We start from the raw sequence: 13,335 nt of genomic DNA, 5'->3' as shown, positions 1-13,335 counted from the left end.
CATGAATAAGCAAACAAGAAAAGAGATCGTTGCAGATTTTAAAAGAAAAGTAAAACAAGGAGATATTTTAGTAGGAGTAGGCGCAGGCACAGGAATCACAGCTAAAAGCAGTGAAGCCGGCGGAGCTGATATGTTGATCATTTACAATTCTGGACGCTATCGAATGGCTGGAAGAGGTTCATTAGCCGGACTTCTTTCTTACGGCGATGCGAACCAAATTGTCGTGGAAATGGGACAAGAAGTTTTACCTGTAGTGAAAGAAACACCTGTCCTAGCCGGTGTCTGCGGAACAGATCCATTCCGTGTAATGGAAATTTATCTTAAACAACTAAAAGATCAGGGCTTCAATGGCGTACAAAATTTTCCAACTGTGGGCTTAATTGATGGTGTCTTTAGACAAAATCTAGAGGAAACAGGCATGGGTTATGATTTAGAAGTAGAGATGATCAAGAAAGCTCACGAGTTAGATATGCTAACAACACCTTATGTATTTGATCCAGAGCAAGCCAGAAAAATGGCAGAAGCAGGAGCCGATATCTTAGTTGCTCACATGGGATTAACAACAAAAGGAACGATCGGTGCCAAAACAGCCTTAACTTTGGATGATTGTGTAGAAAAAATTGAAGCAATTATTGAAGCAGGCAGAGAAGTTAATCCTGAAATAATGGTCATTTGTCACGGCGGACCAATCGCTGAACCTGAAGATGCAAAATATGTTATTGAGAAAACAAAAGGAATCGATGGATTCTTTGGTGCCTCAAGTATTGAACGTTTTGCAGCAGAAAAGGGGATTCGGGAACAAACAGCGGCATTTAAAGGAATAAAAAGTTAAATTAATTCATGAGAATTTAGAAATATTAATAGATAAACTAATCTAATTTATTTTCTGAGAGCCCAATCATTTATGGTGATTGGGCTATTTTTACGACAACCTTGCTTTATCAATTACCAACCGCTGATTTTTTTTAAAATGAAGGAACAGGCTTCTATCAAGCTGATAGTTCCTGTTCCTTTAGTTTTTGTTGAAATTTGAGTTTTAGATTTAAATATTTACACTCGTTCTAACTGATTATTTTTTTTCGATACCTAGCAGGTGTTGTACCCACGAAGGAACGGAAGATTTTGCAAAAATAGCTCGTTTGTGAAAAGCCAATTTCCTTTGAGATGGCGTTTACGCTTAGGTCTGAATGAGTTAAAAGAATTTTTGCTTGTTTCACTCTTCGTTGGTTTAAATAGGTGTTGAAGGGAACCTGGATTTCCTTTTTGAATACGCGACTAAAATGGAACGGACTTAAATAGACATGATCCGCGACATCCTTAATCGTTAAGTCAGAGGTGAAATTTTTGTTTATGTAAGTGATCGCTTTAGAAATTTCTGCTTTTTTTGGACCATTCACAGCTTGTTTTTCTATTTCTAGTGTGGGAAGCGTAAATTTCATTTGGTCATGCGGATCGATCGCTTTAAATTGATAATTGATGATTGTTTCGAGTAACGATGCAGCAGCTTCAAGCTGAGTTTTAGTCACTGTTTTTCGTGTTCTTGCCTGTCGTAAGTCGGGATAAAATTGCCAACGAGTACTCGTCGGCTGTAGTTGAGGAATTTGATTTTCCTCGTCCTCCTTTAGGTCTATCTGTCCAAAAGAAATAGCTCCCATCAAGTGATTATTTAGAATAATAGGTAATGAGACATTGACAAGCCCAGCATGACAACGATACATACAAACCTTCTTATCTTGATATGCTTTCAGTTCGCCAATAGCATGACATTGTTGACAGCGTGATTGGAATGCGGGCTTTGAACGCACTTTTTGGCAAAAAGTTGAGAAACTAGAAAAATCAGAAATGACCTGTCCTTGTCTGTTAACAACGACTAAGGAAAAATTGGTTGCAGCAGAAAATGCTTGCAGGGTGTTGAAAAAATCCAACGAGCTGTTTGTCTCCATTTTATTACCTCCATTCTTTATTGAAAAAATAATTAGATCAATTGATTGTAAAAGTTATGCTTCGTCGATAGATCAAACAGATATTCTATTTACTACTATCCTTCTGCCACTTTCTTAAGTGTTGCGTCAACAGTCTCCTTAAAATAGGCGCCAGCAAAAGATAAAAGACAATATTCCCAAATCCATGCATAAAGTCAGTCGGAAGCCCCGCCAAGTAATAGGGGAGGAAGGCCGAAATGCCGAAAAACGGCGCCTGTATTGCGGAAATAAAAAAGCCAAAGAGAATTCCTGAAATACCGGCATAAATGGCCTGCAATAACAGACTATTTTTAAAGGTAGGGCTCATTTTTAATACACTGGTTAAAAAAATAATCAAACTGTAGGTAATAATTTGCGCAATTGTCCAGACGCCCATTCCCATGTAGAAATTTGTGATCAAAATGGAAAAAATACTGACTAAAAGCCCTTGATAGCTTCCCCAATAAATGGTGATGATTAAAAGAATAGCAGTTACTGGCTGGACATTTACGATAAATTGGAAGAAGGTCCGGCTAACCACACATAAAGCGATCATCATTGACAGCAGGCTTAACTCTCTTACTCCAAGTGAAAAGAAGACAGCTGTCTTACTATTAGAATTGTTCAAGCTTGAACACCACACGATCACCTTCCTGTAGAACAACATCCTTTGCTCCAGAATTTACTTGCTCATCGTTTTTTGTAAATACCCAATATTTATTGTTTTTATCGTCTTGAGCTTGCCCATCAATGGAAGTAATCATTCCATCCTTATCCTCAATCGCATAATTGTTCTTGAGTACATCAAATAGTTTTTCTCCCTTATTGAAAGTTACGTCTTTTTTCGATAATTCCTTTTCTCCATCCAATAAGGTAATGGTCGCCTTAATCTCTGTTTCTTGACTGCTGGAGATCGTTTCTTTCGGCGTTGAACTAGCTGTCGAATCAGCTTCTTTTGTTGTGCAGCCGCTAAATAGCACAAGACCTATTGCTAATACAAAAAAACAAATTTTTTTCTTCATAATTATCTATCTCCTTTTGTAAAAAAATAAAGACACCCCAAAATATAAGGGTGTCTAAAATGATTGAAACAAACGACCCTGATATTGCTTGTTTTTATCAATCAGGATTAGTGTCTGACTTTGCCTAAAGCATTTACAGTAGAAAGGGGCTGTAAAGGAATTTCACCTTTTTCCTAATAGCTGATTGAAATCTATTTAGTTTTTAAAAACACGATCACTGTTGCGATAAAATACTTCCTCTTTATTTTTCAAGGTGTTGGCATAACGAGCTGTCACAAACAAATAATCCGATAGACGATTAACAAAAACATAAGCGTGAGTGTTGATTTCTTCTTGTTCCATCAGGGTGACAATGCGGCGTTCAACTTTACGACAAACCGCGCGAGCATAATGCAACCATGAAGCCAAGGCGTTTCCGCCAGGCAAAATAAATTTTTCGATTGCTGGGGTCTTATCAGTGTACCAATCAATTTGCAGCTCCAGCCATTTTGTTGGCTTTTCTGTGATGCGAAGGGGAAGCTCCCCATCTATATTTGCTAAATCTGTTCCGACATCAAACAATAAGTGTTGAATTTCAGTCAGTTCCGTTGCCAGCTTACTGAAGGCTTCTTGCTTGATTTCATCTTGGCTAATGATTAAACCAATGAGTGAGTTTAGTTCGTCGACTTCTCCATAGGCTTCAATACGGGGAGAGTCTTTCATAAGACGAGGCCGCCCGATTGCACTGGTTTTTCCTTTATCACCGCTACGAGTATAAACTTTCATTGCAACAAAACCTTTCTCTAAATTATTGGAAACGCATACAAATAAAGTAACAGATTAGTACAAGAAAAGAAATGCCAAATACGAATGTTTAGTATGCCAATTTTTATTTCTTTTTAAATATTTCAAAAAAAGATTCAAAATAATCAATTTTCGAATAGTAACTATGCAAGTTTGTGAATTTCCCATAGAGAAGAAAAAGTATCATATTGTTGAAAGCGCTTCATAATAACATGGAAGGACGAATGCTATGAAAAATCCGAGAATCGTTGTTGATCGGACAAAGTTAAGAGAGAACATTTCATTTATTGTAGCGAAATTAAAAGAACATGACTTAACGATCACGGCCGTAACAAAAGTATTCAATGCGCATTCACAAATTATTGCTTTATATGAAGAATTTACTGACATTATTTATTTTGGAGATTCCCGCATTGAAAATTTAATGAGCTATTCCCACTCAAAAAAGCAGAAGATTTTGATTCGGATACCGATGATCAGTGAAGTTCCTGAAGTGATCCAATACGCGGATATTAGTTTTAATTCGGAGTTAAAAACGATCCAGCTGCTTGATTGTGAGGCACAAAAGCAAAAGAAGCTGCATAAAATTGTCTTAATGGTAGACCTGGGTGATTTGCGGGAAGGCTTTTTCGAGAAGGAAGAGCTGTTTGACTGTATTCGCGAAGTCATGAAGCTGAAAAACATTCAAGTTTATGGTCTAGCGGTGAATTTGACCTGCTACGGTGCCATCATACCTAGTTCGAAAAATCTTGGAAATTTGGTCGCTATCCAAGAAGAAATCAAGGAACGGTTTGATTTGTCTTTAGAGATGATTTCTGGCGGCAATTCTAGCTCACTGTATCTGCTGGATTCACCAGAGGATCAGCTTCCTAGCGGGATCAATAATTTGAGAATTGGTGAAAGCTTTGTATTAGGAAGAGAAACGGCTTATGGCGCCGATTATCAAGTAATGCATCAAGACGTCTTTACTTTGGTGACAGAAATTGTCGAAGTAAAGCAAAAGCCCTCCTATCCGATTGGCGAGATTGGCGTGGATGCCTTTGGTAAAAAGCCTCACTACGTTGATAAGGGAAAGATGTTGCGGGGCATAGTGGCGATTGGCCAACAGGATATTGCATTGGATGATATTACGCCGAAGGATTCGCAAATCGAAATCTTAGGAGCCAGCTCCGATCATCTGCTGTTAGATCTAACACAGAGTGAGAGAGAGTATCAGGTGGGAGATGAGATTGAATTTTCAGTCTCCTATGGATCGGTATTAAGCACATTTACGAGCAAATACATCAAAAAAGAGTTCATAAATTAAAGGAGGAAAAAGAATGTCACTCAAAGAACAGCAGGAGAACCAATCAACAGATTCAGCTTCGTTAAAGCGAGGGATGAAGATTCATCACGTTGCGATGTTGAGCGTAGGCGGAACGATTGGAACAGGATTGTTTCTGGGAACTGGCTATGTTGTCCAGCAATCTGGTCCCGGTGGAACCTTTATAGCCTATGCCTTTGGGGCGCTGATCATGGTTCTCATGATGTTAAGTATGGGAGAAATGCTGGTACAAATGCCTGTTGCCGGTAATGTTCAGGCCTATGCGACCCAGTTTTTAGGCTATGGCGCAGGCTTTACTGTTGGATGGGTAAAATGGCTGCAGCTAGCGGTTACTGTTCCAACACAGATTGTGGCTTCAGCGATTATTATGAAAAATATTATTCCGCAGGTACCATCAATTGTCTGGATCATCGGCTTTGGACTGCTGCTATTTTTCTTAAATTCACGCTCCAATGAAGAGTATGGTTCCTCTTCGTTCTTCTTCAGCAGTATCAAAGTGATCCTAATCGTTGTTTTCGTGCTGGTTGGTTTAGGGATGATTTTAGGTGTTGGTGGAAATGGTGTGGGCTTAGCGAACTACACCAATGACGGCGGACTATTTCCGACAGGCTTTCGTCCAATCATGATGTCGATGATGACTGCGGTTTTTGCTTATAGCGGCGCAGATATGTTTGCGACAGCTGCCGGTGAAAGTGAAAATCCCGAAAAGAATCTGCCTCGAGCAATCAAGATCAGCTCTTTAAGTATCATTATCAGCTACGCCTTGACATTGTTTGTTCTAGTTGCGGTTCTGCCTTGGCGTGAAGCGGACTTGATGGGCAGCCCGTTTGCCTACGTATTTGGAAAGCTTGGTATTTCTTCAGCAGAAATGATCGTGAACCTGGTTGTCGTTACCTCGGCACTGTCTTCAGCGAACGCCCATGTTTTCGCTGCCGTTCGTACTCTATGGTCAATGGGGCATTTTGAACAGGCTCCTAGTTTCGTAAAAACAGTGAATAAACGCAAAGTGCCGATCAATGCCTTGATCGTGACGATGATTTTCGCCGTTTTTGCGGTGGCATCAAGCTTCATTTCGCCAGATGTTGTGTATTTATTTTTGACATCGTTTATCGGAGCAGCAGAATTGGTGGTTTATTCGATTACCGGAGTCTGCGCTTTGAAGCACCGAAAGGCCTTTTTAGCGAAAGGCAATACAGTGGCAGATTTGAAATTTAAGATTCCACTGTTTCCAGTCGTCCCAATTTTGTTAGTCATCTTATGTATTTTAGTGGCTACAGGGATGCTCCTTGATCCGACTCAGCGAGGCGCGCTGACAACAGGCGCACCGGTCTTTATTGCCTTGTTTGTTGGAAGCACCACATGGGCAGGAATGAAAAGAAAGAACAAAGAAGAAGCACCAGACAAATCATCAGTAGAATAAAAAAATTACTTAGGAGGATTCAACTTGAAAAACGTAAAAGTCATTATTTGGGGAATGGGTGCCATGGGAAGCGGCATGGCAAAAATGCTAATGAAGAAAAAGGGTGTCGATGTTGTTGGCGCGATTGATATCGGCGATAAGATCGGAAAACCAATCTTTGAAGTGTTGGGAGAGGAATTTCCTAACAATGAAAATATAAAAATTAGTACGGCAGAGGATGCGATTACAGAAAAAGCAGCGGATATTGTTCTGCTATGTACAGATTCCTTTACAGTAAAGGCCTTCGATAAAATTAAAAAAATCGTCGAAAACAAGATCAATGTCATCACCAGCGCTGAGGAAATGGCCTTTCCAATGGCACAAAATCCAGCGTTAGCAGAGCAATTAGATAAATTAGCCAAAGAAAATGGGGTGTCAATTCTGGGAACAGGCATTAACCCGGGTTTGATTATGGATGTATTGGTACTGGTAATGACGGGGGCTTGCGAGGATATCAAACATATCACTTCTCGTCGTGTAAATTCCCTCTCTCCATTTGGAAAAGCGGTAATGGAGGAGCAAGGAATCGGTATTTCTGTAGAAGAATTTGAACAAGGGAAGAAAGATGGCACCTTAGCGGGTCACGTCGGCTTCCCAGAATCGATGCTAATGATTGCCAAGGCTTTGGGCGTCGAGCTTGATACTGTTAAACAATCCATGGATGCGATCGTAACGGATGTTGATCGTGTGGCTCCATACGGCGAAGCAAAAGCAGGCGCGGTTGCCGGTGTTTCCATGAAGGCAAGCGGAATCAAGGACGGCAAAGAGCTGATCGCCATGGATCATCCGCAACAGATCGAACCAGAGCAGGTAGGGGTCCAAACGGGAGATTATGTCATTATTGACGGAAATCCTCAGGTTAATCTAGTGAATTCACCAGAAATTGAAGGCGGAGTTGGAACGATCGCCATGTGTGTCAATATGATTCCTCAAACAATCAATGCGCGTCCAGGCTTAGTCAGCATGATTGACTTGCCGATTCCTCATGCGATTTTAGGAGATTTTAGAGATCAAATCCATGAAGAGGCAAAAATCGTTTAAGAGACAGGAAAGGGTAGAAAAGATGATAAAAAGCGGAAGTTGGGTGCAGATTCATTCAGTTGTGTTAAAGACGAATGAACGGGCACCGCAAGTACCAGATAGCACCAAAAAAGTCCCGCTTGAAATGTGGGTCAAGGGTTTTTTACAAGAGGATGGCAATATCGGAGAAGAAGTAACGATCAAAACCGTCACCGGTCGGATGGAAACTGGGCGATTGGTACAGGTTGATCCGACATTTAATCACAGCTTCGGAAATTTTGTCCCAGAAATCGTCGAGATTGATCAGATGCTGAGAAAAGAATTATTTGGAGGTGCAGATTAGTGAGAGACGACAGTTATCAAGCCGTCATGGCACGTCGCGGAGAGCTGATGGAGGCCTCATTGCAAATCAATTATGAAGAATTTGAGCTAGAAGGTGTAGCCTTTGATTACGAAAAAATGATGTCAGAGGCTGCCTATTCGATGGAGGAAATGATTGAGATTCAACGCTCGTTAGGTGTGGGGAATACGCCAATTGTCGAGCTGAAGAATTTAACCAAGCTCGCCAGAAAATATGCGCCACAAGGAAACGGTGCGCGGATTTTTGTAAAGGATGAAGCGGCTAATGCTTCAGGAAGCTTCAAGGATCGACGCGCGGCCATCTCGGTGTATCATGCCAAGAAATTAGGCTACGAAGGTGTGGTGACCGCAACTAGCGGAAACTACGGTGCAGCAGTCGCTTGTCATGCCGCAAAACTCGGCTTGAAGTGTATTGTTGTTCAGGAATGCTTTGATTCAAAGGGTGTCGGACAGCCAGAAATCGTTGAAAAGGCTCGTAAATGTGAAGCTTTAGGAGCGGAGGTTGTCCAGCTGACAGTTGGACCGGAATTATTTTATCAATTCCTAAAACTAATTGAAAAAACCGGCTTCTTCAATGCTTCCTTATATACACCCTTTGGAATCGCAGGTGTTGAGACATTAGGCTATGAAATCGTCCAGCAGTTTAACCAGCTTGGTCAGCAGCCAGACATCGTTGTGGCTACAAATGCGGGCGGCGGAAACTTGACTGGTACTGCTCGGGGAATGCGCAAAGCGGGAAATACAGAGACGAAAATTGTTGGCGCTAGTGTCGATTTGCAGGGATTGCACATGGCATCAGACGTAGACTTTAATCGGAAATCATTTACGACTGGCCATACCGGCTTTGGTGTACCTTTTACGACTTCACCAGATCGTTCAGATGTTCCGCGCTCGGCCGCGCGTCCACTGCGTTACATGGATCGTTACGTGAAAATTCGTCAGGGTGAAGTGTTCTTTATCACCGAAGCTTTAGCCAACTTGGAAGGATTAGAAAAGGGTCCTGCAGGAAATACGTCCTTAGCTGCCGCCTTTGTCTTGGCGCAAGAGATGCGGGAGGATCAAATTATTTTAGTTCAGGAAACGGAATATACCGGCGCTGGCAAGAGTGTTCAGCCGCAGCTATCCTTTGCACGAGAAAATGGGATCGATGTTCGCTTTGGCGATCCAGCAGAGGAGATCCCAGGGAAATCGATAATCTTACCTTCTTCACCGGAAAAAATCTCAGTGAACGACATTGATTTGGCTTACCTGAAGCAATCGCTGGTGAAGAATGTACTGAAAACGACTGATCAGCCATTATCTGAAGTTGAACTGAAGTACTTGGCAGAAGAGATCAATGGAACTGTTGAGCAGGTCCAACAAATCATTAAAAATTTGAACTAAGAGGTGACGGAATTGGAAAATATAAAATTTGAGGATGCGAGAAAGCATTTAGCTGATTTAAGCGATGAGGAATTGAAAGCACGTTTTTGGCAACTAGCAGAAGAGGTCGTTGAACCGATGCTAGAGATGGGGAAAAAATATACCTCGCCGTCAATTGAACGTTCCGTCTTATTAAGAATGGGCTTCTCATCAATTGAAGCAACAGAAATTGTTAAACGTGTGCTGTCCCATGAGCTGATGGGTAAAGGAGCCGGACACATCGTTTATCGTATCGCCAAAGAAAATGGTATGAGCGTTCGAGATGCCGGATTAAAACTAGCCGATGGCGAACTTTGGGAACAAGTAGATCGTATCTTCAAGGAGGCAAACTAAGATGTCAAAAGAGATGAAGCTTGATGAAAATAAAAAGTTAGATATACACGAAATTTTGGATGATTTAGTCAATTATCGTCCAAGACGCCGCGGCTGGTCATGGCGTACCCCAGTTCCACGCTACAAGATGCACAGCTTTGAATACCATGACATGGCGGAATCCTTAAAAAAATATGTTCCCTTACCGTCTGCAAAATATTTTGACAATATTGATCCTCAAGGAACCTCTTCAATTACAACGGAAATAGCTTCAGGTCGTTTTGAAGATGATATTCGCAGAATGCGGATGGCCGCATGGCATGGTGCTGATCATCTGATGGTGATTCGTACGGCAGGCCAGTCCCATTTTGAAGGGCTGATTGAGGGCACACCGCAAGGAATCGGCGGTATTCCAATTACGCGAAAACAAGTTCGAGCGCAAAGAAAAGCGTTGGATGCGATCGAAGACGAAGTAGGCCGTCCAATTAATTATCATAGCTACGTTTCAGGAATCGCTGGTCCAGAGGTTGCGGTAATGTTCGCCGAAGAAGGAGTCAACGGCGCTCACCAAGATCCGCAATACAATGTATTGTATCGCAATATTAATATGATCCGTTCGTTTGTCGATGCCTGTGAATCGAAAAAGGTGATGGCTTGGGCAGGAATAGCCCAAATTGACGGGGCGCATAACGCGAATGCTACGGCACGCGAAGCCTGGAAGGTTATGCCTGAGCTGATGGTCCAGCACGCGATTAATTCGATCTTCTCCCATAAAGTCGGAATGGAAAAATCAGACATCTGCTTGTCCACCGTTCCACCAACGGCACCACCAGCACCATCAATGTACCTAGATTTGCCGTATGCTGTTGCTTTGCGGGAATTTTTCAGCGACTATCGGATGCGTGCGCAGCAGAATACAAAATACATGGAGGCCTCAACACGTGAAGCTACGGTGACCCATGTATTGAATCTATTGATCTCAAAATTGACCAGTGCCGATATCCAATCAACTATTACGCCAGACGAGGGTCGAAATGTTCCTTGGCATATCTACAATATCGAAGCCGTCGATACCGCGAAACAGGTTTTCCAAGGTTTAGATGGCTTTGGCGATATGGTGAAGCTGCTTGATGATGGCCCGTTACGAGAAACAGCTCGTGAAATCAAAGAAAGAGCGGTCCTGTTCTTTGAAGGAATCATTGAAGCAGGCGGCTACTTCCAAGCAGTTGAAGATGCTTTCTTCGTGGATTCTGGAAATTATCCAGAGCGAAATGAGGACGGAATTTCTCGCAAAATTAATGGCGGTGTTGGAGAAAATACAGTTTATGAACGAGATGAAGATTATTTAGCGCCCGTTACCGCTCATTACGGTTATAACAACGTCGCTCAATACGATGAAGGCGCGGTAGATGATCCTGCGAGTCTAATTGGCGGCTCTACTTTTGAAAAACCGGAGAAAATTATTTTTATCGACGAACTGGATGAAAATGACAACGTCAATGTTCGTTTAGAAGAAAACAAAGAGCTTCGAGAAAAGGAATTGATCAAACCAGAAGCAGAATGGCAGGGCGATGGGATTATCCTACTAACAATGATGCTTCCAGAATCAAAACGCGTGGCAGAATTTGCGGCGCTAGAAATTGGGAAGAAGATGGGGCTGGTCGATTGCGAAGTGATCAATAAGGAAGTGATGCAGGCCGCCGAAGGAACACGAATTGAGCTAAAAGGCCGGGTACCATTTACGATTGATAAAGCCACTTTAGTCATTCCTGAAGAACCAAAAACATTGTCGGACGATGAAATTCGCGAAGAAGTAAAACGCAAAAAAATGGTAATTGTCGCAGGAACAGTAGGCGAAGATGAACATTCTGTAGGATTGCGCGAAATCATCGACATCAAACACGGCGGAATCGAAAAATACGGAATGGAAGTCCATTACTTAGGAACGAGTGTACCAGTCGAAAAATTAGTGGATGCGGCGATCGAATTAAACGCCGACGCAATTCTAGCTTCAACGATTATCAGTCATGATGATATTCATTATCGCAACATGAAACGGATTCACGAATTAGCAATTGAAAAAGGCGTTCGTGAAAAAATCATGATCATGGCTGGAGGAACCCAAGTTATTCCAGAGATCGCTGTTGAAAATGGAATGGACGCTGGCTTTGGTCGGGGAAGTAATGGAGCAAATGTCGCAACAGCGTTAGTAGAGCGCAGGAAAGAAATGGAAAGAGAAGAAGTCTAATGAAAATTGATATCTTAGTAGCAGAGATCGGGTCCACGACAACCGTGGTTAATGCTTTTCAAGGTATCCACGGAGCGCAGCCTGTCTTTTTAGGACAAGGACAGGCTGCAACAACGGTGTTAGAGGGTGATGTTCGAATCGGTCTAGAGAACAGCATCAAGGATCTGCAGGAACAGCTGGAGGTGGATCATTTATCCTATGACGAGATGTTTGCCACATCCAGTGCGGCCGGCGGGCTAAAAATGACTGTTCATGGGTTGGTCTTTGATATGACTGCACGTGCGGCTAAAGAAGCGGCGCTGGGAGCAGGAGCAATTGTCCATATGGTGACCGCTGGAAAATTACGGCGAACAGACATGAAAAAGATTGCGGATGCTTCGCCAAATATTATTTTGATTGCAGGCGGCGTTGATTATGGCGAACGTGAAACGGCATTAGACAATGCAGAAAAAATCGTTGATTTAGGTATTTCGATTCCCGTGATTTATGCGGGTAATGTTGAAAACAATGAAGAGATCAAACTGATTTTTGAAAATAGTCAACAGGAGCTGTACATTGTTGAAAATGTTTTTCCTAAGATTGACGAGTTGAATGTCGAGCCGACACGCAGGGTGATTCAAAATGCCTTTGAAAAGCATATCATCCATGCGCCCGGAATGGAGCATATTCACGATTTGGTAAATGAAACCATTACACCAACTCCTGCAGCGGTAATGAATTTAAGCCAGCTAATCTATGAAAAAATCGGTGATGTCTTGGTCGTCGATGTGGGTGGCGCAACAACAGATGTCTATTCTGTCACCGAGGGAACCGACGCTATTTCAAAAATTCAAGTTGCTCCTGAGCCAGTAGCCAAAAGAACGGTTGAAGGCGATTTGGGTATGTTTGTCAATATGGAGCATGTCATCGAGATTGTTGGTGAAGAGCAGCTTGTCAAAGAAGGACATCATCTGGAAAAGCTGCGTCAGGAGTATCACTCGATTCCTAAGAATAAAGAAGAAAGAGCATTTATCGAACGATTGACCGAAGTAGCCGTGAAGACGGCGGTAGATCGGCATGTTGGTGCTCTGCGCTATGTTTATGGGCCTTCTGGAAGAGACACGTTAGCCCAAGGGAAGGATCTGTCGAATATTCGCTATGTCATTGGAACCGGAGGCGCATTGACACGATTGAAGAATGGTTCAGACATTTTGAAGAACATTCGCAAAGAAGATTCGGATACAAAATTGCTGCCGACAGGTATTCCGAAAGTTTTGATTGATCATGATTATATTATGTCCTCATTGGGAGTATTAGCCTGTAAATATCCCGATGAAGCCTTGAAGCTACTAGAAGCTTCATTAGGCTATCCACTGTTCAATGAGGAGTTAATTTCTAGTGCTGCTGCTTCTCAATAAGAAGCTTCTATGCTAAAATGATGGTAG

Annotated in this window: 13 protein-coding genes; 9 read left to right on the top strand and 4 right to left on the bottom strand. The window is 42.2% G+C overall.

The genetic code is table 11. From position 1 onward, the window contains the following. Position 1 precedes the first annotated feature (1 nt). Positions 2-832 carry a phosphoenolpyruvate hydrolase family protein gene (locus AUF14_RS16675; RefSeq protein ID WP_016179024.1) on the top strand — a complete coding sequence of 277 codons (831 nt, stop codon included), beginning with the start codon at positions 2-4 and terminating at the stop codon, positions 830-832. Positions 833-1,061: 229 nt separating this feature from the next. On the opposite strand, the gene AUF14_RS16670 is transcribed toward AUF14_RS16675, so the two are convergent. The 4 genes from AUF14_RS16670 to AUF14_RS16655 form a co-directional block, all read right to left on the bottom strand. After that, positions 1,062-1,943: a PocR ligand-binding domain-containing protein gene (locus AUF14_RS16670; protein ID WP_102866201.1), complete on the bottom strand. Its 882-nt coding sequence runs from the start codon at positions 1,941-1,943 to the stop codon at positions 1,062-1,064. 85 nt (positions 1,944-2,028) lie between these two features. Further along, a complete protein-coding gene (locus AUF14_RS16665) occupies positions 2,029-2,628 on the bottom strand; it encodes an ECF transporter S component (RefSeq protein WP_102866200.1) in 600 nt (199 codons plus the stop codon). Next, positions 2,576-2,983 carry a DUF4430 domain-containing protein gene (locus AUF14_RS16660; RefSeq protein ID WP_102866199.1) on the bottom strand — a complete coding sequence of 136 codons (408 nt, stop codon included), beginning with the start codon at positions 2,981-2,983 and terminating at the stop codon, positions 2,576-2,578. The genes AUF14_RS16665 and AUF14_RS16660 overlap by 53 nt, the downstream gene beginning before the upstream one ends. Positions 2,984-3,178: 195 nt before the next feature. Then, positions 3,179-3,748 carry a cob(I)yrinic acid a,c-diamide adenosyltransferase gene (locus tag AUF14_RS16655; RefSeq protein ID WP_102866198.1) on the bottom strand — a complete coding sequence of 190 codons (570 nt, stop codon included), beginning with the start codon at positions 3,746-3,748 and terminating at the stop codon, positions 3,179-3,181. 247 nt (positions 3,749-3,995) lie between these two features. Here AUF14_RS16655 and orr point away from each other — a divergent pair, with 247 nt between their 5' ends. The 8 genes from orr to AUF14_RS16615 are packed head-to-tail and all read left to right on the top strand — an operon-like array spanning position 3,996 to position 13,308. Next, the gene (orr, locus tag AUF14_RS16650; RefSeq protein ID WP_102866197.1) at positions 3,996-5,072 is read left to right on the top strand and encodes an ornithine racemase Orr; all 1,077 of its coding nucleotides are present in this window, start codon (positions 3,996-3,998) and stop codon (positions 5,070-5,072) included. Positions 5,073-5,085: 13 nt separating this feature from the next. Beyond that, positions 5,086-6,510, top strand: coding sequence for an amino acid permease (locus AUF14_RS16645; protein WP_102866196.1), 1,425 nt, complete (start codon positions 5,086-5,088; stop codon positions 6,508-6,510). Between the two features lie 24 nt (positions 6,511-6,534). Next, on the top strand, positions 6,535-7,590 hold the full coding sequence (gene ord, locus AUF14_RS16640) for a 2,4-diaminopentanoate dehydrogenase (protein ID WP_048720905.1): 1,056 nt from the start codon (positions 6,535-6,537) through the stop codon (positions 7,588-7,590). A gap of 22 nt (positions 7,591-7,612) precedes the next feature. After that, complete coding sequence (gene ortA, locus AUF14_RS16635; RefSeq protein WP_048720903.1) at positions 7,613-7,912, top strand: 2-amino-4-oxopentanoate thiolase subunit OrtA; 300 nt, start codon at positions 7,613-7,615, stop codon at positions 7,910-7,912. After that, entirely contained in the window at positions 7,912-9,312 is a 1,401-nt protein-coding gene (gene ortB, locus AUF14_RS16630; RefSeq protein WP_102866195.1) for a 2-amino-4-oxopentanoate thiolase subunit OrtB, read from the top strand. Before ortA ends, ortB begins: the two co-directional genes overlap by 1 nt. Positions 9,313-9,324: 12 nt before the next feature. After that, positions 9,325-9,684, top strand: coding sequence for an ornithine aminomutase subunit alpha (locus tag AUF14_RS16625; RefSeq protein WP_049218866.1), 360 nt, complete (start codon positions 9,325-9,327; stop codon positions 9,682-9,684). A gap of 1 nt (position 9,685) precedes the next feature. After that, a complete protein-coding gene (gene oraE, locus AUF14_RS16620) occupies positions 9,686-11,911 on the top strand; it encodes a D-ornithine 4,5-aminomutase subunit OraE (protein ID WP_102866194.1) in 2,226 nt (741 codons plus the stop codon). Next, on the top strand, positions 11,911-13,308 hold the full coding sequence (locus AUF14_RS16615; protein WP_102866193.1) for a GlmL-related ornithine degradation protein: 1,398 nt from the start codon (positions 11,911-11,913) through the stop codon (positions 13,306-13,308). Before oraE ends, AUF14_RS16615 begins: the two co-directional genes overlap by 1 nt. Positions 13,309-13,335 lie beyond the last annotated feature (27 nt).

It is taken from the genome of Enterococcus avium, from assembly GCF_002891025.1.
Taxonomy (GTDB): Bacteria; Bacillota; Bacilli; order Lactobacillales; family Enterococcaceae; genus Enterococcus_A; species Enterococcus_A avium.
Note: the sequence above shows the minus strand (reverse complement) of the source record. Positions and strands in the feature narration are given on the sequence as shown.

Bases quoted from the DNA above. Each gene is read 5' to 3' on its own strand.
- AUF14_RS16675 (WP_016179024.1), top strand. From the start codon at position 2: ATGAATAAGCAAACAAGAAAAGAGATCGTTGCAGATTTTAAAAGAAAA.
- AUF14_RS16670 (WP_102866201.1), bottom strand. From the start codon at position 1,943: ATGGAGACAAACAGCTCGTTGGATTTTTTCAACACCCTGCAAGCATTT.
- AUF14_RS16665 (WP_102866200.1), bottom strand. From the start codon at position 2,628: ATGTTGTTCTACAGGAAGGTGATCGTGTGGTGTTCAAGCTTGAACAAT.
- AUF14_RS16660 (WP_102866199.1), bottom strand. From the start codon at position 2,983: ATGAAGAAAAAAATTTGTTTTTTTGTATTAGCAATAGGTCTTGTGCTA.
- AUF14_RS16655 (WP_102866198.1), bottom strand. From the start codon at position 3,748: ATGAAAGTTTATACTCGTAGCGGTGATAAAGGAAAAACCAGTGCAATC.
- orr (WP_102866197.1), top strand. From the start codon at position 3,996: ATGAAAAATCCGAGAATCGTTGTTGATCGGACAAAGTTAAGAGAGAAC.
- AUF14_RS16645 (WP_102866196.1), top strand. From the start codon at position 5,086: ATGTCACTCAAAGAACAGCAGGAGAACCAATCAACAGATTCAGCTTCG.
- ortA (WP_048720903.1), top strand. From the start codon at position 7,613: ATGATAAAAAGCGGAAGTTGGGTGCAGATTCATTCAGTTGTGTTAAAG.
- oraE (WP_102866194.1), top strand. From the start codon at position 9,686: ATGTCAAAAGAGATGAAGCTTGATGAAAATAAAAAGTTAGATATACAC.
- AUF14_RS16615 (WP_102866193.1), top strand. From the start codon at position 11,911: ATGAAAATTGATATCTTAGTAGCAGAGATCGGGTCCACGACAACCGTG.